22 protein-coding genes are annotated in these 23,315 nt (G+C 68.7%); 12 read left to right on the top strand and 10 right to left on the bottom strand.

Annotated elements, in window-relative coordinates; genetic code table 11:
• Positions 1 to 255: 255 nt before the first annotated feature.
• Together ABTZ94_RS16445 and ABTZ94_RS16450 are read right to left on the bottom strand one after the other, a co-directional pair.
• On the bottom strand, positions 256 to 1,635 hold the full coding sequence (locus tag ABTZ94_RS16445) for an aspartate aminotransferase family protein (RefSeq protein WP_351201630.1): 1,380 nt from the start codon (positions 1,633 to 1,635) through the stop codon (positions 256 to 258).
• Positions 1,620 to 2,111 carry an Lrp/AsnC family transcriptional regulator gene (locus ABTZ94_RS16450; protein ID WP_351201632.1) on the bottom strand — a complete coding sequence of 164 codons (492 nt, stop codon included), beginning with the start codon at positions 2,109 to 2,111 and terminating at the stop codon, positions 1,620 to 1,622. Before ABTZ94_RS16450 ends, ABTZ94_RS16445 begins: the two co-directional genes overlap by 16 nt.
• Before the next feature lie 178 nt (positions 2,112 to 2,289).
• Between ABTZ94_RS16450 and ABTZ94_RS16455 the strand changes: the two genes are divergently transcribed.
• The 5 genes from ABTZ94_RS16455 to ABTZ94_RS16475 all read left to right on the top strand — a co-directional run bounded on the left by ABTZ94_RS16455 (position 2,290) and on the right by ABTZ94_RS16475 (position 7,637).
• A complete protein-coding gene (locus ABTZ94_RS16455; protein WP_351201634.1) occupies positions 2,290 to 3,729 on the top strand; it encodes a gamma-aminobutyraldehyde dehydrogenase in 1,440 nt (479 codons plus the stop codon).
• Between the two features lie 186 nt (positions 3,730 to 3,915).
• Positions 3,916 to 5,079 (top strand): ABC transporter substrate-binding protein, encoded by a 1,164-nt coding sequence (locus tag ABTZ94_RS16460; RefSeq protein WP_351201674.1) that lies wholly within the window; start codon positions 3,916 to 3,918, stop codon positions 5,077 to 5,079.
• 199 nt (positions 5,080 to 5,278) lie between these two features.
• Positions 5,279 to 6,151, top strand: coding sequence for an ATP-binding cassette domain-containing protein (locus ABTZ94_RS16465; RefSeq protein WP_351201636.1), 873 nt, complete (start codon positions 5,279 to 5,281; stop codon positions 6,149 to 6,151).
• The gene (locus tag ABTZ94_RS16470; protein ID WP_351201638.1) at positions 6,148 to 6,807 is read left to right on the top strand and encodes a hypothetical protein; all 660 of its coding nucleotides are present in this window, start codon (positions 6,148 to 6,150) and stop codon (positions 6,805 to 6,807) included. Before ABTZ94_RS16465 ends, ABTZ94_RS16470 begins: the two co-directional genes overlap by 4 nt.
• A gap of 284 nt (positions 6,808 to 7,091) precedes the next feature.
• Positions 7,092 to 7,637 (top strand): hypothetical protein, encoded by a 546-nt coding sequence (locus tag ABTZ94_RS16475; protein ID WP_351201640.1) that lies wholly within the window; start codon positions 7,092 to 7,094, stop codon positions 7,635 to 7,637.
• 1 nt (position 7,638) lies between these two features.
• Here the strand turns inward: ABTZ94_RS16475 and ABTZ94_RS16480 are convergent, their stop codons facing one another.
• From ABTZ94_RS16480 to ABTZ94_RS16505, 6 genes are all read right to left on the bottom strand, one after another.
• The gene (locus ABTZ94_RS16480; RefSeq protein WP_351201642.1) at positions 7,639 to 8,847 is read right to left on the bottom strand and encodes a serine hydrolase domain-containing protein; all 1,209 of its coding nucleotides are present in this window, start codon (positions 8,845 to 8,847) and stop codon (positions 7,639 to 7,641) included.
• 109 nt (positions 8,848 to 8,956) lie between these two features.
• Positions 8,957 to 9,649 (bottom strand): response regulator, encoded by a 693-nt coding sequence (locus ABTZ94_RS16485; RefSeq protein WP_351201644.1) that lies wholly within the window; start codon positions 9,647 to 9,649, stop codon positions 8,957 to 8,959.
• Complete coding sequence (locus ABTZ94_RS16490; protein WP_351201646.1) at positions 9,646 to 10,845, bottom strand: sensor histidine kinase; 1,200 nt, start codon at positions 10,843 to 10,845, stop codon at positions 9,646 to 9,648. The genes ABTZ94_RS16485 and ABTZ94_RS16490 overlap by 4 nt, the downstream gene beginning before the upstream one ends.
• Before the next feature lie 12 nt (positions 10,846 to 10,857).
• Complete coding sequence (locus ABTZ94_RS16495; protein WP_351201648.1) at positions 10,858 to 11,664, bottom strand: SAM-dependent methyltransferase; 807 nt, start codon at positions 11,662 to 11,664, stop codon at positions 10,858 to 10,860.
• A 68-nt stretch (positions 11,665 to 11,732) separates the two neighbouring features.
• On the bottom strand, positions 11,733 to 12,437 hold the full coding sequence (locus ABTZ94_RS16500) for a glycerophosphodiester phosphodiesterase (RefSeq protein WP_351201650.1): 705 nt from the start codon (positions 12,435 to 12,437) through the stop codon (positions 11,733 to 11,735).
• Positions 12,438 to 12,459: 22 nt separating this feature from the next.
• Complete coding sequence (locus ABTZ94_RS16505) at positions 12,460 to 13,494, bottom strand: adenosine deaminase (protein ID WP_351201652.1); 1,035 nt, start codon at positions 13,492 to 13,494, stop codon at positions 12,460 to 12,462.
• 133 nt (positions 13,495 to 13,627) lie between these two features.
• Here ABTZ94_RS16505 and ABTZ94_RS16510 point away from each other — a divergent pair, with 133 nt between their 5' ends.
• Positions 13,628 to 14,365: a DUF4190 domain-containing protein gene (locus ABTZ94_RS16510; protein WP_351201654.1), complete on the top strand. Its 738-nt coding sequence runs from the start codon at positions 13,628 to 13,630 to the stop codon at positions 14,363 to 14,365.
• 110 nt (positions 14,366 to 14,475) lie between these two features.
• Here ABTZ94_RS16510 and ybiA read toward each other — a convergent pair whose 3' ends face one another.
• A complete protein-coding gene (gene ybiA / locus ABTZ94_RS16515) occupies positions 14,476 to 15,015 on the bottom strand; it encodes a riboflavin biosynthesis intermediates N-glycosidase (RefSeq protein ID WP_502967258.1) in 540 nt (179 codons plus the stop codon).
• A 216-nt stretch (positions 15,016 to 15,231) separates the two neighbouring features.
• Here ybiA and ABTZ94_RS16520 point away from each other — a divergent pair, with 216 nt between their 5' ends.
• From ABTZ94_RS16520 to ABTZ94_RS16545, 6 genes are all read left to right on the top strand, one after another.
• Positions 15,232 to 16,746, top strand: a complete 1,515-nt coding sequence (locus ABTZ94_RS16520) for a gamma-aminobutyraldehyde dehydrogenase (RefSeq protein WP_351201658.1) — start codon at positions 15,232 to 15,234, stop codon at positions 16,744 to 16,746.
• 43 nt (positions 16,747 to 16,789) lie between these two features.
• The gene (locus ABTZ94_RS16525) at positions 16,790 to 18,037 is read left to right on the top strand and encodes an ABC transporter substrate-binding protein (RefSeq protein WP_351201660.1); all 1,248 of its coding nucleotides are present in this window, start codon (positions 16,790 to 16,792) and stop codon (positions 18,035 to 18,037) included.
• A 70-nt stretch (positions 18,038 to 18,107) separates the two neighbouring features.
• Positions 18,108 to 19,256, top strand: a complete 1,149-nt coding sequence (locus tag ABTZ94_RS16530; protein ID WP_351201662.1) for an ABC transporter ATP-binding protein — start codon at positions 18,108 to 18,110, stop codon at positions 19,254 to 19,256.
• A complete protein-coding gene (locus tag ABTZ94_RS16535; protein ID WP_351201664.1) occupies positions 19,253 to 20,185 on the top strand; it encodes an ABC transporter permease in 933 nt (310 codons plus the stop codon). The genes ABTZ94_RS16530 and ABTZ94_RS16535 overlap by 4 nt, the downstream gene beginning before the upstream one ends.
• Entirely contained in the window at positions 20,185 to 20,985 is an 801-nt protein-coding gene (locus ABTZ94_RS16540; protein ID WP_351201666.1) for an ABC transporter permease, read from the top strand. Before ABTZ94_RS16535 ends, ABTZ94_RS16540 begins: the two co-directional genes overlap by 1 nt.
• A 24-nt stretch (positions 20,986 to 21,009) precedes the next feature.
• On the top strand, positions 21,010 to 22,425 hold the full coding sequence (locus ABTZ94_RS16545; protein ID WP_351201668.1) for an NAD(P)/FAD-dependent oxidoreductase: 1,416 nt from the start codon (positions 21,010 to 21,012) through the stop codon (positions 22,423 to 22,425).
• 43 nt (positions 22,426 to 22,468) lie between these two features.
• On the opposite strand, the gene ABTZ94_RS16550 is transcribed toward ABTZ94_RS16545, so the two are convergent.
• Complete coding sequence (locus ABTZ94_RS16550; RefSeq protein ID WP_351201670.1) at positions 22,469 to 23,236, bottom strand: phosphatase PAP2 family protein; 768 nt, start codon at positions 23,234 to 23,236, stop codon at positions 22,469 to 22,471.
• Positions 23,237 to 23,315 lie beyond the last annotated feature (79 nt).

Below are 23,315 nucleotides of genomic sequence, written 5' to 3' on the forward strand. Positions count from 1 at the left end.
CCTTACGGGGGACGAAGAGGGGGCCGATCGGTCACTCGGCACCGTAAGGATTCGAACCGCGGTGTGGGCACAGCACACGGCCCGGGTGCGCTCCATCCCACTCGAATGGGCGCATCCGGGCCGTGTGGACCGTATGAAATGACCGCTGGAAGCCGGTCAAGCGGTGGTCGAGCTGCAGGGCCGTCCGGCGGATTACGGCCGGACAGGGGCGACCGGCTGCCCGATCCGTGGTCGGTCAGCCGGTCGAACCGGCGGTCAGAGCTTGGTCCATGCCTCCGTGAGGACGGTCCGCAGAATGCCCTCGATCTCGTCGAACGTCGCCTGATCGGAGACCAGCGGCGGCGCGAGCTGGACGACCGGGTCGCCACGGTCGTCGGCCCGGCAGTACAGACCGTTGTCATACAGCGCCTTGGAGAGGAAGCCGTACAGGACGCGCTCGGTCTCCTCGTCGCTGAAGGTCTCCTTGGTCGCCTTGTCCTTCACCAGCTCGATGCCGTAGAAGAAGCCGTTGCCGCGGACGTCGCCGACGATCGGGAGGTCGAGCAGCTTCTGCAGCGTCGTGTAGAACGCGTTCTCGTTGTCCAGGACGTGCTGGTTGAGGCCCTCGCGCTCGAAGATGTCGAGGTTGGCGAGGCCGACCGCCGCGGAGACCGGGTGGCCACCGAAGGTGTAGCCGTGCAGGAAGGTGTTGTCACCCTCGTAGAACGGCGCGGCGATGCGGTCCGAGACGATGCAGGCACCGATCGGGGAGTAGCCCGAGGTCATGCCCTTGGCGCAGGTGATCATGTCCGGTACGTAGCCGAACTTGTCGCAGGCGAACATCGTGCCGAGACGGCCGAAGGCGCAGATGACCTCGTCGGAGACGAGCAGCACGTCGTACTTGTCGCAGATCTCGCGCACGCGCTGGAAGTATCCGGGCGGCGGCGGGAAGCAGCCACCGGCGTTCTGCACCGGCTCCAGGAAGACCGCGGCGACGGTGTCCGGGCCCTCGAAGAGGATCTCCTGCTCGATCTGGTCGGCGGCCCAGCGGCCGAAGGCCTCCGGGTCGTCGCCGTGGATCGGGGCGCGGTAGATGTTGGTGTTCGGCACCTTGTGCGCGCCGGGGACCAGCGGCTCGAAGGGGGCCTTCAGGGCCGGCAGGCCGGTGATCGACAGGGCGCCCTGCGGGGTGCCGTGGTAAGCGACCGCACGCGAGATGACCTTGTACTTGGTCGGCTTGCCCTGGAGCTTGAAGTACTGCTTGGCCAGCTTCCAGGCGGTCTCGACGGCCTCGCCGCCACCGGTGGTGAAGAAGACCTTGTTGAGGTCGCCCGGCGCGTAGTCGGCGAGGCGCTCGGCCAGCTCGACGGCCTTCGGGTGGGCGTAGGACCAGACCGGGAAGAAGCCCAGCTCCTGGCCCTGCTTGTACGCCGCCTCGGCGAGCTCGTGCCGGCCGTGACCGGCGTTGACCACGAACAGGCCGGACAGGCCGTCGAGGTAGCGCTTGCCCTGGTCGTCGTAGATGTAGGTGCCCTCGCCACGCACGATGGTGGGAACGGGCGCGTTCTCGTAGTCCGACATGCGGGTGAAATGCATCCACAGGTGGTCGTACGCGGTTCGGCTGAGGTCCTTGCTCACGGCTATCGGGTTCCCCACATGTAGGTCTGCTTCTTGAGCTTCAGGTACACGAAGCTCTCGGTGGAGCGCACACCGGGGATGGCCCGGATGCGTTTGTTGATCGTTTCCAGCAGGTGGTCGTCGTCCTCGCAGACGATCTCCACCATCAGGTCGAAGGAGCCCGCGGTCATCACCACGTACTCGCACTCGGCCATCGCCGACAGCGCCGAGGCGACGGGATCGAGGTCGCCGTCGACATTGATGCCGACCATCGCCTGCCGCCGGAATCCCACGGTGAGCGGGTCCGTGACGGCGACGATCTGCATCACGCCCTGGTCGAGCAGCTTCTGGACGCGCTGTCGTACGGCCGCCTCGGAGAGGCCGACGGCCTTGCCGATCGCGGCGTACGGACGGCGCCCGTCCTCCTGGAGCTGCTCGATGATTGCGAGGGATACGGCATCGACTGCTGGGGACGATCCGTTCCCGGTCCTGGAGTCTGCGCTGCGACTGGCCACACATCCACTGTGCACCGGGACTCGTCGGTCTGGCAACCCCAAATCGATGAAATTCGTTGTCTGAGGGTCTCGATCTCACTGAATCCGAAGTTCACGGCGGTTGGGCATGTCGAAAGCGACACCTGAGCGACTAGGCTGGTCATCTCATCCACTGGACGTGTCGACAGGAGGGGTGGTTGTGACCACCGAGGTGCGCCGTCTGCGCAACTACATCAACGGAGAGTTCCGGGACGCCGCTGACGGGCGGACCATCGATGTGGTCAACCCGGCGACGGAAGAGGTCTACGCGACCTCGCCGCTCTCCGGCCAGGCCGATGTCGATGCCGCGATGGAAGCCGCCGCGGCCGCTTTCCCCGCCTGGCGCGACGCCACGCCCGCCGAGCGTCAGAAGGCCCTGCTGAAGATCGCGGACGCCTTCGAGGAGCGCGCAGAGGACCTCATCGCCGCCGAGTCGGAGAACACGGGCAAGCCGATCGCGCTCACCCGCACCGAAGAGATCCCGCCGATGGTGGACCAGATCCGCTTCTTCGCGGGCGCAGCGCGGATTCTCGAAGGCCGCTCGGCCGGCGAGTACATGGAGGGCCTCACCTCCATCATCCGCCGCGAGCCGGTCGGCGTCTGCGCGCAGGTCGCGCCGTGGAACTACCCGATGATGATGGCCGTCTGGAAGTTCGCCCCGGCGCTCGCCGCGGGCAACACCGTCGTCCTCAAGCCGTCCGACACCACCCCGGCGTCGACCGTGCTGATCGCCGAGATCATCGGTCAGATCCTCCCCAAGGGAGTCTTCAACGTCATCTGCGGCGACCGCGACACCGGCCGCGCGATGGTCGAGCACCCGACCCCGGCGATGGCCTCCATCACGGGTTCGGTGCGGGCCGGCATGCAGGTCGCCGAGTCCGCCGCCAAGGACGTCAAGCGGGTCCACCTGGAGCTCGGCGGCAAGGCCCCGGTCGTCGTGTTCGAGGACACCGACATCGCCAAGGCCGTCGAGGGCATCTCCGTCGCGGGCTTCTTCAACGCGGGCCAGGACTGTACGGCCGCGACCCGCGTCCTGGTCCACGAGTCCATCCATGACGAGTTCGTCACCGCCCTCGCCAAGGCCGCCGCCGACACCAAGACGGGGCAGCCGGACGACGAGGACGTGCTGTACGGCCCGCTCAACAACGCCAACCAGCTCAAGCAGGTCAGCGGCTTCATCGAGCGGCTCCCCGCCCACGCCAAGGTCGAGGCGGGCGGCCACCGGGTCGGTGAGAAGGGCTACTTCTACGCCCCGACCGTCGTCTCCGGCCTCCAGCAGGACGACGAGATCATCCAGAACGAGGTCTTCGGCCCGGTCATCACCGTGCAGAAGTTCACGGACGAGACCCAGGCCGTCGCGTACGCCAATGGCGTCGAGTACGCCCTGGCCTCCTCGGTGTGGACCAAGGACCACTCCCGCGCCATGCGGATGTCCAGGAACCTCGACTTCGGCTGCGTGTGGATCAACACCCACATTCCGCTCGTGGCCGAGATGCCGCACGGCGGATTCAAGAAATCCGGCTACGGCAAGGACCTCTCCGCGTACGGCTTCGAGGACTACACCCGCATCAAGCACGTCATGACCTCGCTCGACGACTGAGTCTTCGTCAGCTTCGGTGTACGGCCCCGGGCCTGAGCCCGGGGCCGTTCCCGTTTCCGTTCCCGGCATCGGCATCGGCATCGACAGGGTGTGCGGACGGAGCGCGTACCGCTGGACGGTTGGTCCATTGCCCACGCCTGGCCCGACCGGCATCCTTCGCAGGTGCGAGCAATCCCGAAGAACCCCATGTCCCGCCGGTCCCTGCTGCGCGCCTTCGGGGCCACAGCGGCCGGTGTATCGCTGGCCGGCTGCGGAGTGCCCGCCGCCTATGTGGAGCCCGGTGACCGCGCCGGACGCGACACCTCGGCGAGCGACCACACCCTGCACTTCGCGAACTGGCCCCTCTACATCGACACCGACGACAAGAACGCGTCGAAGCGGCCCACCCTCGACGCGTTCAGCAAGCGGACCGGGATCTCCGTCACGTACACCGAGGAGATCAACGACAATGACGAGTTCTTCGGGAAGATCAGCCCGGCCCTGATGAACCACCAGGAGACCGGCCGGGACCTGATCGTCATCAGCGACTGGATGGCCGCCCGGTTCGTACGGCTCGGCTGGGTGCAGGAGATGGACCGGGCCAAGCAGCCCAACGTAGCCAAGTACCTCGATCCGCAGCTTCGTTCGCCCGCCTACGACAAGGGCCGGACGCACAGCGTCCCCTGGCAGTCCGGGATCACCGGCATCGCGTACAACCGCAAGAAGCTCGGCCGCGAGATCAAGCACATGAGCGATCTGTGGAAGGACGACCTGCGCGGCAGGGTGACGCTGCTGTCCGGGCTCGACGAGTCCTTCGCCCTTCTGATGCAGGGCAACGGCGTCGACGTCACCCGCTGGAAGCGGGACGACTTCTACGAGATGTGCGACCAGGTGGAGAAGCTGGTGAAGAAGAGGCACATCCGCCGCTTCACCGGCAACGACTACATCAAGGACCTGGCGACCGGCGACGTGCTGGCCTGCCAGGCCTACTCCGGCGATGTCATCCAGCTCCAGGCCGACAACCCGGAGATCGAGTTCGTGGTGCCCGAGGAGGGTGCCGAACTCTGGGCGGAGTCCCTCATGATCCCCAACCTCGCCCGCCACAAGCGCAACGCCGAGAAGCTCATCGACTACTACTACGAGCCCGAGGTCGCTGCGGAGCTGGCGACCTGGGTCAACTACGTCTGCCCCGTCCCCGCCGCCCGCGACGTGCTGGCCTCCTCCAAGGACCAGGAGACCGCCGCGCTCGCCGAGGAACCGCTGATCTTCCCCGACGAAGCGATGCGCAAGCGGCTGGCGATCGCCCGCGACATCACGTCCGAGGAGCGTACCGAGTTCGCGAAGAAGTGGAACTCCGTCGTCGGGTTGTGAGCCGTACCGGGGGTGGTCGCTCGTTACGGGGCTACCTCGGGGACCGGGCCGGTCTGATGGACGACACGGTCGGCCGGCTGCGATCGCGCCTGCTGACGGACGGGAACGGCTCACGCATGCCCGGCATCAATCTGTAATCTGCAAGCTTTTGGAGGACGCTGTACCGGACAAAGGAGTTCACTTGTTACGCCTTCAAGCAGTGAGCAAGCGCTATGGCCGTGGCGATTGGATCCTGAGAGACGTCGACGTGGAGGCCCCGGCCGGAGAGGTCGTGGCGTTCGCAGGCGGGAACGGATCGGGAAAGTCGACCCTACTGCGGATCGCAGTGGGCCTGTCCCGGCCGACCCGCGGCACGGTGGCCACGCGGCCAGCGGTCGTCGGCTACGTCCCCGACCGCTTCTCCCCCAACGAACGCATGTCGGCCGTGGCGTACTTGACGCATATGGGCCGGGTTCGCGGACTGTCCACCTCGGCCGCCTCGTCGCGGGCCAACCAGCTGCTGGACCGGCTGGCCCTGGTGGGCGGCAAACAGGCCCCCCTGCGGAGCCTGTCGAAGGGCAACTCGCAGAAGGTCGCGCTGGCCCAGGCCCTCCTGGTCGAACCCGGTCTGCTCGTCCTGGACGAACCGTGGTCCGGGCTGGACGCGGACGCCCACGGCGTGCTGGCCGAGATCACGACCGAGGTCGCCGGCTCCGGGGGCACGGTCGTCTTCACCGACCACCGCGAGTCGGTGACCAGGGCCCGGGCCACCCGGACCTACCTGGTCAGCAAGGGCCACGTGGCGTTGCGGGGGCCGGAGCCCTGGGCCACCGAGTACCGGCTCTCGTCCGACGTCGTCCTGACCACGCGCCAGGACGGCCGTGTGCCGCAGGACCCCAAATGGGAGGAACTGGACGGTGTGCTGGCGGTGAGCCGGCAGGCGTCCGGAATCAGGGTGAGAGTGGCCCGCGAGTCCACCGACGCCCTGCTGATCACCGCGCTCCAGCACGGCTGGTCCGTCGAGCGGGTGACAGGGACGGTCATGGACCACGACCGTACGCCGGACGCCGCGACGAACGGAGACCTGCGGTGATCGCGCTCATCCGCTACACCTTCGCCACCGTGCTGCACACGCAGCGCTACCTCGCCCCACTGCTCCTGTTCATGGGCGTGATGGGCGTACTGACCGTCAACGGCAGCGGCCCGCTGCCCCCCGCCTACGCCTCCTCCGCCGGCGCGCTGTTCGTCTGCTCGACATGGCTGACCATCGCGCTGATGAGCCTGGACGACCCGTCGCAGCGGGCGATCGTCGTCGTCACCTCCGGCGGCCGGTCACTCACCGTCCTCCTCTCGGCGATCGGCACAGCTCTGCTGAGCTGTCTGGTCCTGATGGTCTTCGGCCTGATCTTCCCGCTGTGGATGGGCAACTACGTCGTCACCACGGCCGATCTCCTGCTCGGCCTCGAAGCCCAGCTCGCCTGCGCGCTCGTGGGCATCGCCATCGGTGTGCTGTGCTCACGGCTGGTCTTCAAACGACAGGGTTACGCACTGGTCGCCGCCCTCGCACTGGTGATGGGAGCCCTCTTCGCCAAGGGCATGCCTCCGGTCAACCAGCTGTTCACCCTGATGGCCACGACCCCCGACGCGACGAAGCTGCTGGGACCCACGGGCGGCATGCTGCTGATCTCCGCCCTGATCCTGGCCGTGTTCACAGCCGTCACGCAGTTCGTCGCCGCGCGCAGGGAGTAGGCCGCCGCCGCGGGCGTGCCCCTTCACGAGCCGCTGGACGGGCCGGACCCCCACGCCGGTCCCGGGTGCCCGGCGAGCAGTCGCCCTATCCGTTCCCGCACCTGGAGCGCAACGCTGTCGAGGCCGCGCAGCGCCCGGGCGCGCGCAGGGCGTCCGCCTCGCCGGGCGACAGGTGCGCTGGGTCGACAGGGACAGGGCGCAGGTCAATCGCGCGCTCGTGCCAACTACGAATCCCGGTCACAGGCGGCGTAAATCGCCGGTAAACACGGGCGTACGCTGCGGACATGAGCGAGCGAAGAGCCCTGCAAAGGCGCATACGCGTGTGGTTGGTCGTCTTTATCGTCTGTCTGGTGCTGAGCGGGCTGACCGCCTTCCCGCTCGTCCATGAACTCCACTGGGCCGAGGATCTGTTGAAGTCCTCGGCCTCCCCGGTTCCCGAGCACTTCCCGGCCCTGATGGAGTGGATCACCCGGGTCCGCACCGGTCTCGACGAGGCCGACGCGAAGTACCCCTTCGTGCTGTACGGCACCGACTGGCTGGCCTTCGCGCACCTCGTCATCGCAGTCGCCTTCTACGGCCCCTACCGAGACCCGGTCCGCAACATCTGGGTCATCGAGTTCGGCATGATCGCCTGCGCCGGGATCATCCCGCTCGCGCTGATCTGTGGACCGATCCGCGACATTCCCTTCTGGTGGTCGGTCGTCGACATGTCGTTCGGCGTCTTCGGGGTGATCCCGCTGCTGGTCGTCCACCGCAAGATCAAGCGGCTGGAGGCCATGGAGCGGACACCGCAGCCGGTGCCCGCCCCGACGGCCGCGCCGGTGGTCTGAGTCAGCCGGACGACGGGGCGCCGAAGGCGGCCACCACGATGTTCATGGCCGTGGGATTCATGCCCTCACCCTTCGCGTCCGTCGCGTTGACGCTGTAGACGAGGGTCCGGGAGAGATCACGGGTGGCCGCGATGGCCGTGTTGTAGCCCCAGCGGCCACCCGTCTTGCCCCAGACCTCGCGCCCGCCCAGCTTCATCACCGACAGACCCACGCTGTACGCGGCAGGGCCGCCCGTGCCGTACTCGCGCACCGACGCGCCGGGCAGCGTGAACATCTCCTCCAGCAGCGGACCGCGCACCACCTGCCCGCGGAACAGCGCCCGGGTGAAGTGCTCCAGGTCGGCGGTGGTGGAGATCAGGTCACCCGCCGCCCAGGCGTCCGTCGCCCCCCACACCGACACATCGCGCAGTTCGCCGGTCCCGTCGGTCCCGGTGAAGATCTGGTAGCCGTGGTTGTACGGGCCGCGGATCGTCGGGTCGGTGCCGGGGAAGTACGTGTCCTTCAGGTGCAGAGGCTTCAGGATGCGGCGGGAGACCTCCGCCGCGTAGGTGTGGCCGGTGACCTTCTCGATCAGCAGGCCAGCCACGGTGTAGCCGATGTTGGCGTAGTGCTGCTGCGTACCGGGCGCGAAGTCCGGCTCGTGGGACGTGGCTTCGCGTACCGTGTCCGCCGCGCCGTGCAGGTCGAAGCGGTGTGCATACCACTCGTCCAGGGTGTCGCCGCCGGAGCCGACAGACGGGATGCCGCTGGTGTGGTTCAGCAGCTGGCGCACCGTGATCTTCCGGTACGTCGCAGGGATCAGCTCCGGCAGATAGTGCCGGGCCGCGCGGTTCAGGTCGAGCTTCCCCTCGCCTGCCAACTGGAGCACGACGGCGGCAGTGAAGACCTTGGTGACCGAACCGGCCCGGAAGCGGGCGTCCCGGTCCGCCGGACGGTTGGACTCCAGGTCGTGGACACCGGAACTGCCCCACCAGTTGCCGTCGGTGCCCGCGACCCGTACGAGTGCGGCTGTGGCGTCGGCCTTCGGCAGCCCGGCGATCGCGGCGCGCAGGGCCTTCGCGTCCAGGGCCTTGGCGTCCGGCGCCTCCTGGATGGGCGTGACGGCGGCCACCGGAGCGCGGGCCGCCGCGAGCGCCGGTCCGGCCGGACCGGTGGCGATGCCGAGGACCAGGGCGGTGGCGACGACAGTACGGGTGGCGCGGGCGTTCATGTCAGGTGCCTCCTGGGCGTGGGATCCGTAACTGCTGCTGGACTCCATCCTGTTGATCCGCAGGCCCCGGCGGATCACCCGGCCGAGCGGTCCTCGGCGTGAGCTCCTCTCACCTGTGCGGGGGAGACGGGGGCGCTTGTCCCTCCGGAGAGGGAGTCACGACACCGCATTCGTACGCACAGATCACCGCCTGGATCCGGTCGCGCAGACCCAGCTTGGACAGCACGTTGCCGACATGGGTCTTCACCGTGTGCTCGCTGACGACCAGCGCGGCCGCGATCTCCGCGTTCGACAGCCCGCGGGCCAGATGCAGCAGCGTCTCGTGCTCCCGGGCGGTCAGTACGTCCAGGCGCGCCGACGGTCCCACAGCCGAGGCGGCCGGGCGCGAGGTGTACTCCTCGATCAGCCGCCGCGCCACCGACGGCGCCAGCAGCGAGTCCCCGGCCGCCACCACCCGTACCGCGTGCACCAGGTCGTCGCGGCGTACGTCCTTGAGCAGGAAACCGCTCGCGCCCGCGTGCAGCGCCTCGTAGACGTACTCGTCGGAGTCGAACGTGGTCAGCATGACCGTCCGGCAGCCGGTCTCGGCGTTGATGGTGCGGCAGGCCTCGATGCCGTCCGTGCCGGGCATCCGGATGTCGAGCAGCGCCACCTCGGGGCCCAGCCGCCGCACCGCGTCGACCGCCGCGGCCCCGTCGCCCGCCTCGGCCACCACCTCGATGTCCGGCTGAGCGTCCAGGATCATCGCGAAGCCGCTGCGCACCAGCTCCTGGTCGTCGGCCACCACCACGTGGATCGTCAACTTCCCACTCCTGTCTGTGTCTGGGGCTGCGTCCGCGTCTGCGTCTGCGGGATCGTCACCCGGACCCGGAACCCCCGGCCGCCCGGGCCCGGGCCGGTGTCGGCCGTGCCGCCGTGTGCGGCGGCGCGTTCCCCGATGCCGATCAGACCCATGCCGACGCCGCCCGCGGAACCGCACCCGTCATCGGTGACCGTGATGATCAACGCCCTCGTACCGTAATCCAGTTGAACGGAGACCGTGTCGGCGGCGGCATGTTTGACCACGTTCGTCAGAGCCTCCTGCACGATCCGGTAGACGGTGGCCTCGACAGCCAGGCCGAGCGGGCGGGCCGGGCCCGTGACCTCGTACGAGATCTCCAGACCGCTGCCGCGTACCCGCTCGACCAGTCCGGGCAGTTCGTCCACTACGGGCTGAGGCTCGCGCGGCGCGCCCGGCAAGCTCTCGTTCTCGCGCAGCACGCCGAGCATCCGGCGCAGCTGCACCATGGCGTCCCGCCCCGTCTCCGAGATCGCGTCGAACGCCGCCTCGGCGCGCTCCGGTGCCGTGCGCACCGCCACCGGTCCGGCCTCCGCCTGCACGATCATCAGGCTCACCGCGTGGGACAGGATGTCGTGCATCTCCCGGGCGATCCGGGCCCGTTCGCGCGCCGCGGCCTGCTCGGCCTCGATGCGGTGCGTCAGCTCCAGCTGACGGGCCCGGTCCTCCACCACACGCAGATAGGCCTTGCGCGTCACGGCGAGCCGGCCGAAGGCGTAGGCCGCGGCGAACACGAAGAGGGAGAAGAGCAGTTCCCTGATGTCGTTGCTGTCGAGCCCGACCGAGCACAGCACCGCCAGCGTCGTGAGCACGGCGATCCCGGTCCGCTTCGGCGGCGAGGAGAGCTCGGCCACCGTGTAGAAGGCCACGAGGCCGGTGTACGGAAGCGGCTGGCCCGGGCCGTCGACCGTGAACTTGTACAGACCGCCGGCCGCGAGCACGGCGACGAGGACCGCGACCGGCGCCCGGCGGCGGGCGACCAGCGGCAGCACCATCACGGTCGTCAGCCCGTACGCCGTCCATGTGGCGTCGGGCAGCTCCGGGGCGCGCGGCACGACGAACGGCATGGTCATGGCCGCCTGTACCAGCAGAGCGATGAGGAGGTCGACGGCGCGGGGGCCGGCCCCGAGCACCCTCGTCCCGATGTCCCGTATCCGCATCGGGCGGCGTTGTCAGCGCTTCCGCGCCACTGCGCCGAACTGGGCGACCTCGGCCGCGCCGGAGCCCGGGGCGGCGCGCCAGCGCGCGCACGAGACGATGCCCGGATCGACGAGGTCGAGCCCGCTCAAGAACGCTGCGAACTCGGCGCGGCTGCGCGCGGTGATCGGCGGGGTGGCGTTCTCGTTCCAGAACCGCATCGCCGCCTCGTTGCCCTCGCCGCCCAGCTCCAGTGTGGGGTGGGTGAGCACCAGATGGCTGCCGGACGGCATCGCGTCCATCAGCGTCCGGACGATGCGCTGTGCCTCGTCCGTGTCGAGGACGAAGTTGAGGATGCCGAGCAGCATGACCGCGACCGGCTTCTTCAGGTCCAGCGTCGGTTCGACGGCCCGCAGGATCTGTTCCGGGTGGTGGGCGTCGGCGTCGATGTACTCGGTCGCGCCCTCCGGTGAGCTGGTGAGCAGTGCGCGGGCGTGCGCCAGCACGATCGGGTCGTTGTCGACGTACACGACGCGGGAGTCGGGGGCGGTGTGCTGGGCGACCTCGTGCGTGTTGTCGGCGGTCGGCAGGCCGGTGCCTATGTCGAGGAACTGGCCGATCCCCGCGTCACCGGCCAGATACCGGACGGCCCGCCCCAGGAACGCCCGGTCGGCGCGCGCCACTTCGCCGATGCTCGGATACATGCCGGTGACCTGGTCGCCGACCGCGCGGTCCACGGGGTAGTTGTCCTTGCCGCCGAGCCAGTAGTTCCAGACCCGCGCGTTGTGGGCGATGTCGGAACGGATGCGCTCGTTGAGAGGGGTGGTGCGGGCTTCGGTCACGTCTCTGCTCCTCTGGCTCCCGGCCTGGCATCACGGCGGATGCGGCGCTGTCCATGATGTCGGACCGATTAAGAAGAGCCGGTGGCCGAGGAGTTGGTGAGGACTTTCTGCAGGGCGTCGACCCGGTTGGTGGTGATCGAGTCGACCCCCTGCCGGACGAGGCGGCGCATGGTGCGTTTGGTGTCGGCCGTCCAGGCGGAGACCAGCAGTCCGTCCCGGTGGAGACGGTCCGTCAGCTCCCGGTCCACCAGGCCGAACCGGTAGTTCAGCCACCGCGGCCTCACCGCGTCGAGCAGTGCGGCGCGCGGCGGTGCGAGGGTCGTCCAGGTCAGGGCGATCTCGGCGTTCCGATCGGCGGCACGTACGCGCAGCATGGCATCGGGGCCCGCGCAGTAGTACGCCCGCTCACCGGTCCCGCACTCGCGCACCACACCGACGATCTCGCGTACGGAATCATCGGTGGAGCCGGGCAGATCGACCATGACGCGGTGCGCCCCGGCGGCGAGCAGCGCGTCGCGCAGTGTGGGCACACCGCCCCCGGTCAGCTCGGTGAGCTCCTTGTGGGTCAGCCGGTCGAGACGCACGTCATGGCCCCACAGCCGCTCCAGCGTGGAGTCGTGCAGCAGGACCGGTACGCCGTCACGGGTGACCCGCACATCGATCTCGACCGCGTCCGCCCCCCGTTCGAGGGCGGAGCGGATTGATGGCAGCGTGTTCTCGCGGACACGGTACGGATCGCCGCGATGGGCTACAGCGATGACAGTGGTGACCATGGGGCCATTGTGGCCACCGGGGTCAGCGGCCGGTGCGCTCCAGCCAGTTCGTCGTGTACGTGTCGATCTCGGCTGCCAGCGTCCGCTTGCCGGCCGCGTCGAGGTATGACGCCTCGACCGCGTTCTTCGCCAGCTCCGCGAGACCCCGCTCGTCCAGACCGAGGAGACGGGCGGCCACCCCGTACTCCTTGTTGAGGTCCGTGCCGAACATCGGCGGGTCGTCGCTGTTGATGGTGACCAGGACACCCGCCTGCACCATCTCCCTGACCGGGTGCTGCTCGATGTCGGCCACCGCGCGGGTCGCGATGTTCGAGGTCGGGCAGACCTCCAGCGGGATGCGGTGCTCGGCGAGGTGGGCCAGCAGCTTCGGGTCCTGGACGGAGTTGGTGCCGTGGCCGATGCGCTCGGCGCGCAGATGGGTCAGTGCGTCCCAGACGGTCTGTGGCCCGGTGGTCTCCCCGGCGTGCGGCACGGAGTGCAGGCCCTCGGCGATCGCCCGGTCGAAGTAGGGCTTGAACTGCGGGCGCTCCACGCCGATCTCCGGGCCGCCGAGCCCGAACGAGACGAGCCCCTCGGGCCGCAGGTCCACGGCGAGCCGGGTGGTCTCCTCGGCCGCTTCGAGCCCGGCCTCGCCGGGAATGTCGAAGCACCAGCGCAGGACGGTCCCGAGCTCGGCCTCGGCGGCCTTGCGGGCGTCCTCTATCGCCTCCATGAACCCCTGCTCCGGGATGCCGCGCCGGGTCGAGCTGAACGGGGTGACGGTCAGCTCGGCGTAACGGATGTTCTGCCGGGCCATGTCACGGGCGACCTCGAAGGTCAGCAGCCGGACGTCCTCCGGGGTGCGGATCAGGTCCACGACGGAGAGATACACGTCGACGAAGTGCCCGAAGTCCGTGAACGTGAAGTAGTCGGCCAGCGCCTCGGGGGCGGTGGGGACCTTGGAGTCGGGGTGGTGCGCGGCCAGCTCGGCGACGATACGGGGCGAGGCGGACCCGACGTGGTGGACATGCAGTTCCGCCTTGGGCAGCCCTGCGATGAAGGGGTGCAGATCGGTCATCGGATACTCCGGGGGCTTGGGGCGCTTCGGGTGCCGGGCGCGGTCGGCCGGGCAGAGGACGGGGATCATCGTAGGCCGGGGCCTGCCGTGCGGTGGTGGGTCGTAGCATGAGAGATCACGATGGGGGAGGCCCATGTCAGACAACACAGAGCAGCCCGCGGGCGGGGCCGCGCCGCGCGATCCGTGGGCTCCGCCGGACAGCAGGGTGCCGCTGGAGAAGCCGGCCGGCGATCCCCGGCCACCGGCTGTGCACGATCAGCCGACGGTGACCTCGATGCCGGGCGTGGGGGACGGCCCCGCGCCGGCCACGGGACCGGGGTTCGGCGCGGGAGCGCAGACCGGGCCGGTGCACGGCTTCGGGCCCGGGTTCGGTTCCGGGATCGGCCCCGGGGAGGTACCGCCGCCGCCGATCGCACCGAACGGACCGGGCCAGCAGGCCCCGCCGGCCGCGGGACAGTACGGCTACCCGGCCGCGCCGGCACCGCAGTACGGCAGCTACCCGGGGTACGCAGGCTACAACCAGGCCCCCTGGGGCGGTCCCGCGCCTTCCAACGGCCTGGGTACGGCAGCCATGGTGCTCGGCATCCTGGCCGTCTGCCTGTTCTGCATCTACGGGATACCCAGCCTGATCCTGGGCGCACTCGCCCTGATCTTCGGCATCCTGGGCCGCAAGCGGGCGAATCGCGGCGAGGCGACCAACAGCGGTCAGGCGCTCGCCGGGATCATCCTGGGGTCCATCGGCCTCGTTATCGGTGTGGCGATCATCAGCTTCTTCATCTGGCTGTTCGTCACCCACGCCGAGGAATTCGACGACAACACCTACAACGACGACCCGTACTCCACGTCTCTGGTTGTCGGCGTCACGCGATAGCCGACATCGAGCGCCGGTGCCGCAACGCCTGCGGTGCCGGCGCCGTATCCCACCCGATGGCCGGGCGGGCCGGACTCCGGCCCGCCCGGCCATCGGGCATCCCGGCCGCCTCATGGAGCACGTAGCTCCGCCCGCGCGTCCATCAGCGCGAACCCCAGCAGATTCAGCCCCCGCCAGGTCGCCGGATTCTCCGCACGCGGGTCGTCCGCCGCCAGCCCGATGCCCCAGACCCGGTCCATCGGGCTCGCCTCGACCAGCACCCGGTCCCCTGTGGTCAGCAGGAATTCCCGCAGCTCCGGGTGGTGGCCGAACTTGTGGATGCTGCCGGCCACCACCAGCGCGTAACGCTCGCGCTCCCACACCGCCTCGTCGAAACCGCGGACCAGCCGGCCCACCTTCTTCGCCTGGGCCGGGCTCTTTGCCGACACCGCGCGGACCTCTGCCTCCGCATCCCCGAAAAGCCGCGCCTTGGCGGCCATCATCCAGTGCTCGGCAGACGCATACGTCACCCCGTCGACCGTGAAGGGCGCCGGCCACCACTGACTGAGACAGCTCGCACCGATGCGGCCGTCGGGCCGCGGGCGATGCCCCCAGAAGTGCAGGTACTTCACCTTCTCGCCGCGATCGGTCCGCGCCAGGAGATCGTCCATGTGTTCCATGACATGCGAGTCTGGCATTCGCCACTGACACTCCGTACGGGGAATTCCGTACCGACGCGACACATGGTCGACAGATTCCGTTGCGTAACCAAAAGGAAACAACGGAATCACTTGTTGGGCTTGATCCCCTCTGCCAGGATCAGCACTCAAATCGAGCAGAGGCTACGCCGCTCCCGCACTCCGGGGAATGTGGCGGAGGAGAGCGTCATGGGCAACGGCATCCAGGTGCGGGACCGCTTCGCGGACGGCGCACAGTACATCGGCGGAAAGCTGCGGTCCGGAACATCGGGACGTCACCACGAGGTGGTGAACCCGGCAACGGGCGAGACCGTCTACACCTACGAACTGGCGGGCACCGCCGATGTCGACGCGGCGGTCGCCGCGGCACGCGAGGCGTTCCCCGGCTGGTCCGGTGCGACACCGGCCGAGCGGGCCGAGGCGATGCACCGTTTCGCCGCCGTCCTCGCCGAGCAGGCCGACGACTTCGCGTACGTCGAGTCGCTCCAGTGCGGCAAGCCGATCAAGCTCTCCACCGAATTCGATGTGCCCGGCACCGTGGACAACACCTCCTTCTTCGCGGGCGCCGCCCGCCACCTGGAGGGCAAGTCGGCCGCCGAGTACGACGGCGACCACACCTCGTACGTACGCCGTGAGGCGATCGGCGTCGTCGGCTCCATCGCGCCCTGGAACTACCCGCTCCAGATGGCTGCCTGGAAGGTCCTTCCGGCCATCGCCGCCGGCAATACGATCGTGCTGAAGCCCGCCGAGATCACCCCGCTGACCTCGCTGATGTTCGCCCAGGCGGCCACCGCGGCGGGCATCCCGGACGGCGTGATCAACATCGTCACCGGAGCGGGCAAGGACGCCGGCGAGCATCTCGTCGGCCACCCGGACGTCGTCATGACCTCCTTCACGGGCTCCACCGCCGTCGGCAAGCGGGTCGCGGAGATCGCCACCTCCACCGTCAAGCGCCTCCACCTCGAACTCGGCGGCAAGGCCCCCTTCGTGGTCTTCGACGACGCCGACCTCGAAGCCGCGGTCCACGGCGCGGTCGCCGGATCGCTCATCAACACCGGCCAGGACTGCACCGCCGCCACCCGCGCCTACGTCCAGCGCCCGCTCTACGACGCCTTCGTGCAGGGCGTCGCCGAACTGATGGAAACCGTCCGGCTCGGCGACCCCTTCGACCCGTCGACCGACCTCGGCCCGCTGATCAGCCACGCCCAGCGGGACCGGGTCGCCGGATTCGTGGAGCGGGCCCGCGCCTACGCCACCGTCGTGACCGGCGGCGAGGCACCCGGCGGCGAACTGGCGGCCGGTGCCTACTACCGGCCGACCCTGGTCGCCGGTGCCGCCCAGGACAGTGAGATCGTCCAGTCGGAGATCTTCGGTCCGGTCCTGGTCGTGCTGCCCTTCGACACCGACGACGAGGGCATCCGGCTCGCCAACGACACCCCGTACGGACTCGCCGCCTCCGCCTGGAGCCGCGACCTGTACCGCGCGAACCGCGCCACCCGCGAGATCAAGGCGGGCTGCGTCTGGGTCAACGACCACATTCCGATCATCAGCGAGATGCCGCACGGCGGATACAAGGCCAGCGGCTTCGGCAAGGACATGTCGGCGTACTCCTTCGAGGAGTACACGCAGGTCAAACACGTCATGTACGACAACACGGCGGTCGTCCGCAAGGACTGGCACCGCACGATCTTCGGGGACCGATAACCCGGCCGACCCCCGGCCACACACACCCGAGAGGGCAACGCGCATGCAGTACGAGCCCGAGCGTCTCTCCGCGGCCCAACTGGCCGCGATGCGACGCAGCCTGACCAGCGGCCGGGGCGCCCTGACTCGCCGATCACTACTCCGCGCCTCCGGTATGGGGGCGCTCGCGATCGGCGGTCTCGGCACGCTGAGTGCCTGCGGCATCCCGCCGGCGAAGCGGGAAGGGGACGCCGCGGCGGCCTCCGACGACCACTCGGCCACGGAGAAGCAGGTCAATTTCTCCAACTGGACCGAGTACATGGACGTCACCGACGACGGCAAGCACCGGCCCACCCTGGAGGCGTTCACCGAACGCACCGGGATCAAGGTCAAGTACACCGAGGACGTCAACGACAACGTCGAGTTCTTCGGCAAGATAAAGCCGCAGCTCGCGGCCGGCCAGGACACCGGCCGTGACATCATCTGCGTCACCGACTGGCTGGCTGCCCGTATGGTCCGCCTCGGCTGGGCGCAGAAGCTCGACCCGTCGCACCTGCCGCACGCCTACGCCAACCTCTCGGCCCAGTTCCGCTCCCCGGACTGGGACCCCGGCCGCGCCTACTCGTACCCGTGGGCGGGCATCTCCGCCGTCATCGCCTACAACTCCAAGGCGACCGGCGGCCGCAAGGTCGACTCCGTCAGCCAGCTGCTGGACGACCCGAAACTCAAGGGACGGGTCGGCTTCCTCTCGGAGATGCGCGACTCCATCGGCATGACCCTGCTCGACATGGGCAAGGACCCCGGCACCTTCACGGACGCCGACTACGACGCCGCGATCGGCCGGATCCAGAAGGGCGTCGACAAGAAGCAGATCCGCCGCTTCACCGGCAACGACTACACCGCGGACCTCGACAAGGGCGACATCGCCGCCTGCGTCGCCTGGGCCGGCGACATCGTCCAGCTCCAGGCCGGAAACCCGGACATCAAGTACGCGATTCCTGCCGCGGGTTATGTCATTTCCAGCGACAACATGCTGGTACCTGTGAAGGCCCGGCACAAGTCCAACGCCGAGAAACTCATCGACTACTACTACGAGCCGCCGGTCGCCGCCGAGCTCGCCGCGTACATCAACTTCGTCTGCCCGGTGGACGGGGTCCGCGACGAACTTGCAAAGATCGACCGGTCGATGGCCGACAACCCGTTGATCCTCCCCGACAAGGAGATGGTGTCCAGATCGCGCGCCTTCCGCTCGCTCAGCGCCGAGGAAGAGACGGCGTACGAAGAGAAGTTCGCCAAGCTCATCGGCGCCTGACCGCGGCCCCACTCTCCCCTTCTGCGTTTCCCCTCCCCGACCTCCCCTGACACCACTGGGACTGCGACCCATGACACAGCAGCAGACAGGCGGCGACGTCCGCCTCACCGGGATCAGCAAGGCGTACGGCTCCTTCAAAGCCGTTCAGCCGCTCGATCTGACCGTCCCGCAGGGCTCCTTCTTCGCGCTGCTCGGCGCGTCCGGCTGCGGCAAGACCACCACCCTGCGGATGATCGCGGGCCTGGAGGAGGCGACCACCGGCACCATCTCGCTCGGCGGCCGCGACATCACCGACCTGCCCCCGTACAAGCGGCCCGTCAACACGGTCTTCCAGAGCTATGCGCTCTTCCCGCATCTCGACATCAGCGAGAACGTCGCCTTCGGTCTGCGCCGGCGCGGCATCAAGTCGGTGAAGAAGCAGGTCGACGAGATGCTGGAGCTCGTCCAGCTCGGCGACTTCGCCAAGCGCAAGCCGCACCAGCTCTCCGGCGGCCAGCAGCAGCGCGTCGCCGTCGCCCGCGCCCTGATCAACCACCCGCAGGTGCTCCTGCTCGACGAGCCGCTCGGCGCCCTCGACCTCAAGCTGCGCCGCCAGATGCAGCTGGAGCTCAAGCGCATCCAGGTCGAGGTCGGGATCACGTTCATCCATGTCACTCACGACCAGGAGGAGGCCATGACCATGGCCGACACCGTCGCGGTGATGAACGCGGGCCGTGTCGAACAGCTGGGCGCCCCCGCCGATCTGTACGAGAACCCGAAGACGACGTTCGTCGCCAATTTCCTCGGCACCTCGAACCTCATCGAGGGCGAGATCACCGAGTCCGGCGAGGACATTCTGGTCGGTGCGGGCGGCATGACGCTGCGGCTGCCCGCCGGACGGTGCCAGGCCCCCACCGCCCGCGGCGGCAAGCTGCTGCTCGGTGTACGCCCGGAGAAGATCTCGCTCACGCACGCCGACGACGCGGACGCGATAGCCGACGGCCGCAACCGGGTCACCGGCCGGATCGTCGACTCCAGCTTCATCGGTGTCTCCACGCAGTACGTGGTGGAGAGCCCGGCCGGCAAGGCACTTCAGGTGTATGAGCAGAACATCGAGCGCGACACCCGGCTCAGCTCGGGAGCCGAGGTCGTCCTGCACTGGAACCCCGCGCACACCTTCGGCCTCGACGCGGCCCAGGACATCGACGCCGGCGTGGAGACGGTGGAGGACGCGACGTGACCGTCACCGAAGCGCCGCCCGCGCCACCCACGGACCCCGCCGAACTCCCCGTGCGCAAAGCCTCCACCCGCAAGCGCCTCGTTCCCTACTGGCTGCTGCTCCCCGGCATCCTGTGGCTCGTCGTCTTCTTCGCGCTGCCGCTGGTCTACCAGGCATCGACCTCCGTGCAGACCGGCTCCCTGGAGACGGGATTCGAGGTCACCTGGCACTTCCAGACGTACTGGGACGCGCTGAAGGACTACTACCCGCAGTTCATCAGGTCGCTGCTCTACGCGGGCACCGCCACGATCCTGTGCCTGCTGCTCGGCTACCCGCTCGCGTACCTCATCGCGTTCAAGGCGGGTCGCTGGCGCAATGTCGTCCTGGTGCTGGTCATCGCACCGTTCTTCACCAGCTTCCTGATCCGTACGCTCGCCTGGAAGACGATCCTCGCGGACGGCGGCGCGGTCGTCGACCTACTGAACACGCTGCATATCCTGGACGTCACCAGCTGGCTCGGCTGGACGGAGTCCAACCGGGTGCTGGCCACGCCGATGGCCGTGGTCTGCGGTCTCACGTACAACTTCCTGCCGTTCATGATCCTGCCGCTCTACACCTCGCTGGAGCGGATCGACGGCAGGCTGCACGAGGCGGCCGGCGATCTGTACGCCACCCCCGCCACCACCTTCCGCAAGGTGACCTTCCCGCTCTCCACGCCGGGCGTCGTCTCCGGAACGCTGCTGACCTTCATCCCGGCCAGTGGTGACTACGTCAACGCCGAACTGCTGGGCTCCACCGACACCAAGATGGTCGGCAGCGTCATCCAGACCCAGTTCCTGCGCGTCCTCGACTATCCGACGGCGGCCGCGCTCTCCTTCATCTTCATGGCGGTCGTCCTGATCATGGTCACCGTCTACATCCGCCGCTCCGGGACGGAGGACCTGGTCTGATGCCCGTACTGCGCTGGATTCGCCGGAATCTGATCGTCATCGCGGGTCTGCTGACCCTCGCGTACATGATCCTGCCGAACGTCGTCGTGATGGTGTTCTCGTTCAACAAACCGAACGGACGCTTCAACTACGCCTGGCAGCGCTTCTCCCTGGATGCCTGGAAGGACCCCTGCGGCGTCGCCGACATGTGCGGCTCGCTCTCGCTGTCCCTGCAGATCGCCGTCTGGGCCACCGTCGGCGCGACCGCCCTGGGCACGATGATCTCCTTCGCGCTGGTCCGCTACCGCTTCCGGGCGCGCGGCGCGATCAACTCGCTGATCTTCCTGCCGATGGCGATGCCCGAGGTCGTCATGGCCGCCTCGCTGCTCACGCTCTTCCTCAACATGGGCGCCCAGCTGGGCTTTTGGACGATCCTCATCGCGCACATCATGTTCTGCCTGAGCTTCGTCGTGACGGCCGTCAAGGCACGCGTGATGTCGATGGACCCGAGGCTGGAGGAGGCGGCCCGCGATCTGTATGCGGGCCCCGTGCAGACCTTCGTGAGGGTGACGCTGCCGATCGCGGCCCCTGGAATCGCGGCAGGAGCGCTGCTCGCCTTCGCGCTCTCCTTCGACGATTTCATCATCACCAATTTCAACGCGGGCTCCACCGTGACCTTCCCCATGTTCGTCTGGGGATCGGCACAGCGTGGCACGCCCGTGCAGATCAACGTCATCGGCACGGCGATGTTCATCATTGCCGTCACGGTGGTTGCCGTCGGCCAGCTGATCGCGAACCGGCGGAAGAACAGCGCACGATAGAAAGCCCCGAAGGAGTTGGAAACCATGGCCCCAGATGCCATGCGTACTGCTGCACAATCACTCTCCGACGCCAAGCCGGTCGCGTTCTGGCTCGACGACCCCGGCAGGCCCGACGCGCTGCCCGCGCTCACCGGTGACGAGCACTGCGATCTGCTCGTCATCGGCGGCGGCTACAGCGGTCTGTGGACCGCGCTGATCGCCAAGGAACGCGACCCGGAGCGCGATGTCGTACTGATCGAGGGGCACGAGGTGGGCTGGGCCGCCTCGGGCCGCAACGGCGGATTCTGCGACGCCTCCCTCACCCATGGCCTGCCCAACGGTCTGGAGCGCTGGCCGAACGAAATCCATAAGCTGGAGGCGCTCGGCGAGCGGAACCTCGACGCCATCGAGGCGGCCGTCGCCCGCTACTCCATCGACTGCGAATTCGAGCGCACCGGCGAAATCGATGTCGCCACCGAGCCCCACCAGCTCGAAGAGCTCCACGAATGGCACCAGGAAGCCGAAAAGCTCGGTTTCACCGGGGTGGAATTCCTGGACCAGGACGCGGTGCGCGCCGAAGTCGACTCACCGACATTCCTGGGCGGGCTCTGGGACCGGCGCGGGGTCGCCATGCTGCACCCCGCCAAGCTGGCCTGGGGCCTGAAGCGGGCCTGCCTGGACCTCGGGGTACGGATGTACGAGCACACCCGGGGTCTCGAACTGGCCAGGTCCACGACCGGAATGGCGGTCCGTACACCGTACGGGAGGGTCTTCGCGCGCCGGGTCGCACTCGGTACGAACATCTTCCCGTCGTTGGTCAAGCGGGTGCGCCCGTACACCGTGCCCGTCTACGACTACGCGCTGATGACCGAACCGCTCAGCGCGGACCAGCTGGCCTCGATCGGCTGGAAGAACCGGCAGGGGCTGGGCGACAGCGCCAATCAGTTCCACTACTTCCGGATGTCGGCCGACAACCGGATTCTGTGGGGCGGCTATGACGCGATCTATCCGTACGGGGGCCGGCTGAGCGCCGATCTCGATCAGCGGCCGGAGACCTTCCTCAAGCTCGCGGGCCAGTTCTTCGACTGTTTCCCGCAGTTGGCCGGGGTCCGTTTCAGCCATGCCTGGGGCGGGGCGATCGACACCTGTTCCCGCTTTTCCGCATTCTTCGGCACGGCCCATCAGGGCAGGGTCGCCTACGCCACCGGATATACCGGACTCGGTGTCGGAGCCACCCGTTTCGGGGCCGATGTGATGCTCGATCTGCTGGCGGGCGAACAGAATGAACGGACCGCTCTGGAAATGGTCCGCACCAAGCCGATGCCGTTCCCGCCGGAGCCCTTCGCCTGGGCCGGGATCGAACTCACCAAGCGGTCCCTGGCCAGGGCGGACAGCAATGGCGGGCACCGCAATCTGTGGCTGCGGACGATGGACCGGCTGGGGCTCGGCTTCGACAGCTGAGCGGAGTGCGAGCCGGAGCGGTCGGCCCTGACCCAGGTCACTGTCAACTGGTGGCCCCGAAATCCTCAGGGGATTGCGCTCCCGCTCGCAGCCGGGCGTTCGGACGCGTCGGCCTTCGGCGGCGGCTGCCGCGGTTCAGTACGAGCCACAGGGACGAGAGCAGCACGGTGCACAGACACCAGCTGGCCACCACGTCCAGCGGCCAGTGGTAGCCCCGTCGGACCAGCCCGAAGGAGACGCCGAGGACGAGGGCGGCACAGGTGGCGAGGAGTGTGAGGCGGGCGCGGGCCGAGCGGAGCCAGGGCAGGAGGAGCAGGGCCGCGGAGCCGTACGCGATGGCGGCGGTGGCCGTGTGCCCGGAGGGGTAGTAGCCGCCCCCCGGCGGCACGACCGGGGTGCCGTGGCGGGCGGTCCACTCCTTCAGGGGCACGATGATCGCCGGCACCAGGGCCATGAGTACGGTCGCGGCGATAGGCGGTAGCCCCCAGCGGCCCATCCCGGTGGTACGGCCTCGCCAGGCGACGTACACCGCGACCAGCGCCAGCAACGGCACAGCGACCTGACCATTACCCAGGTCGGAGAGCAACTCGGACATCCGGTCCGGATGGACCAGCGCATGGCTGGCCCGTTCGTCCACGCCCAGGAGAGGGCCGTCGGTGACCACCTGCCAGGTGATCAGTGTGAAGACGAGGGTCGACAGGCCGCACACCAGGAGGAACACGCGAAGGGAGAGACGGAGGGAATCCGGTCGCCCGGCGACCGGCGGGGCGGGCGCGCTCCCGGTCTGGGGGTCGGGGCGGGTCGGCAACATGGGGCCCAGCGTCTCAGATCCGGCCGGTCCGAGCCGGGTCGGGCGAAAAGCGGCCCCAGGTCCTGGGCCTGGGGCCGCG

This window comes from Streptomyces sp. NPDC002785, from assembly GCF_040295565.1.
GTDB lineage: Bacteria > Actinomycetota > Actinomycetes > Streptomycetales > Streptomycetaceae > Streptomyces.

Coding starts and splice junctions, on each gene's coding strand:
- ABTZ94_RS16475 (WP_351201640.1), top strand. CDS start 7,092: ATGAGCGAGCGAAGAGCCCTGCAAAGGCGCATACGCGTGTGGTTGGTC.
- ABTZ94_RS16540 (WP_351201666.1), top strand. CDS start 20,185: ATGCCCGTACTGCGCTGGATTCGCCGGAATCTGATCGTCATCGCGGGT.
- ABTZ94_RS16530 (WP_351201662.1), top strand. CDS start 18,108: ATGACACAGCAGCAGACAGGCGGCGACGTCCGCCTCACCGGGATCAGC.
- ABTZ94_RS16520 (WP_351201658.1), top strand. CDS start 15,232: ATGGGCAACGGCATCCAGGTGCGGGACCGCTTCGCGGACGGCGCACAG.
- ybiA (WP_502967258.1), bottom strand. CDS start 15,015: ATGGACGATCTCCTGGCGCGGACCGATCGCGGCGAGAAGGTGAAGTAC.
- ABTZ94_RS16505 (WP_351201652.1), bottom strand. CDS start 13,494: ATGACCGATCTGCACCCCTTCATCGCAGGGCTGCCCAAGGCGGAACTG.
- ABTZ94_RS16490 (WP_351201646.1), bottom strand. CDS start 10,845: ATGCGGATACGGGACATCGGGACGAGGGTGCTCGGGGCCGGCCCCCGC.
- ABTZ94_RS16510 (WP_351201654.1), top strand. CDS start 13,628: ATGTCAGACAACACAGAGCAGCCCGCGGGCGGGGCCGCGCCGCGCGAT.
- ABTZ94_RS16480 (WP_351201642.1), bottom strand. CDS start 8,847: ATGAACGCCCGCGCCACCCGTACTGTCGTCGCCACCGCCCTGGTCCTC.
- ABTZ94_RS16550 (WP_351201670.1), bottom strand. CDS start 23,236: ATGTTGCCGACCCGCCCCGACCCCCAGACCGGGAGCGCGCCCGCCCCG.
- ABTZ94_RS16525 (WP_351201660.1), top strand. CDS start 16,790: ATGCAGTACGAGCCCGAGCGTCTCTCCGCGGCCCAACTGGCCGCGATG.
- ABTZ94_RS16460 (WP_351201674.1), top strand. CDS start 3,916: ATGTCCCGCCGGTCCCTGCTGCGCGCCTTCGGGGCCACAGCGGCCGGT.
- ABTZ94_RS16545 (WP_351201668.1), top strand. CDS start 21,010: ATGGCCCCAGATGCCATGCGTACTGCTGCACAATCACTCTCCGACGCC.
- ABTZ94_RS16500 (WP_351201650.1), bottom strand. CDS start 12,437: ATGGTCACCACTGTCATCGCTGTAGCCCATCGCGGCGATCCGTACCGT.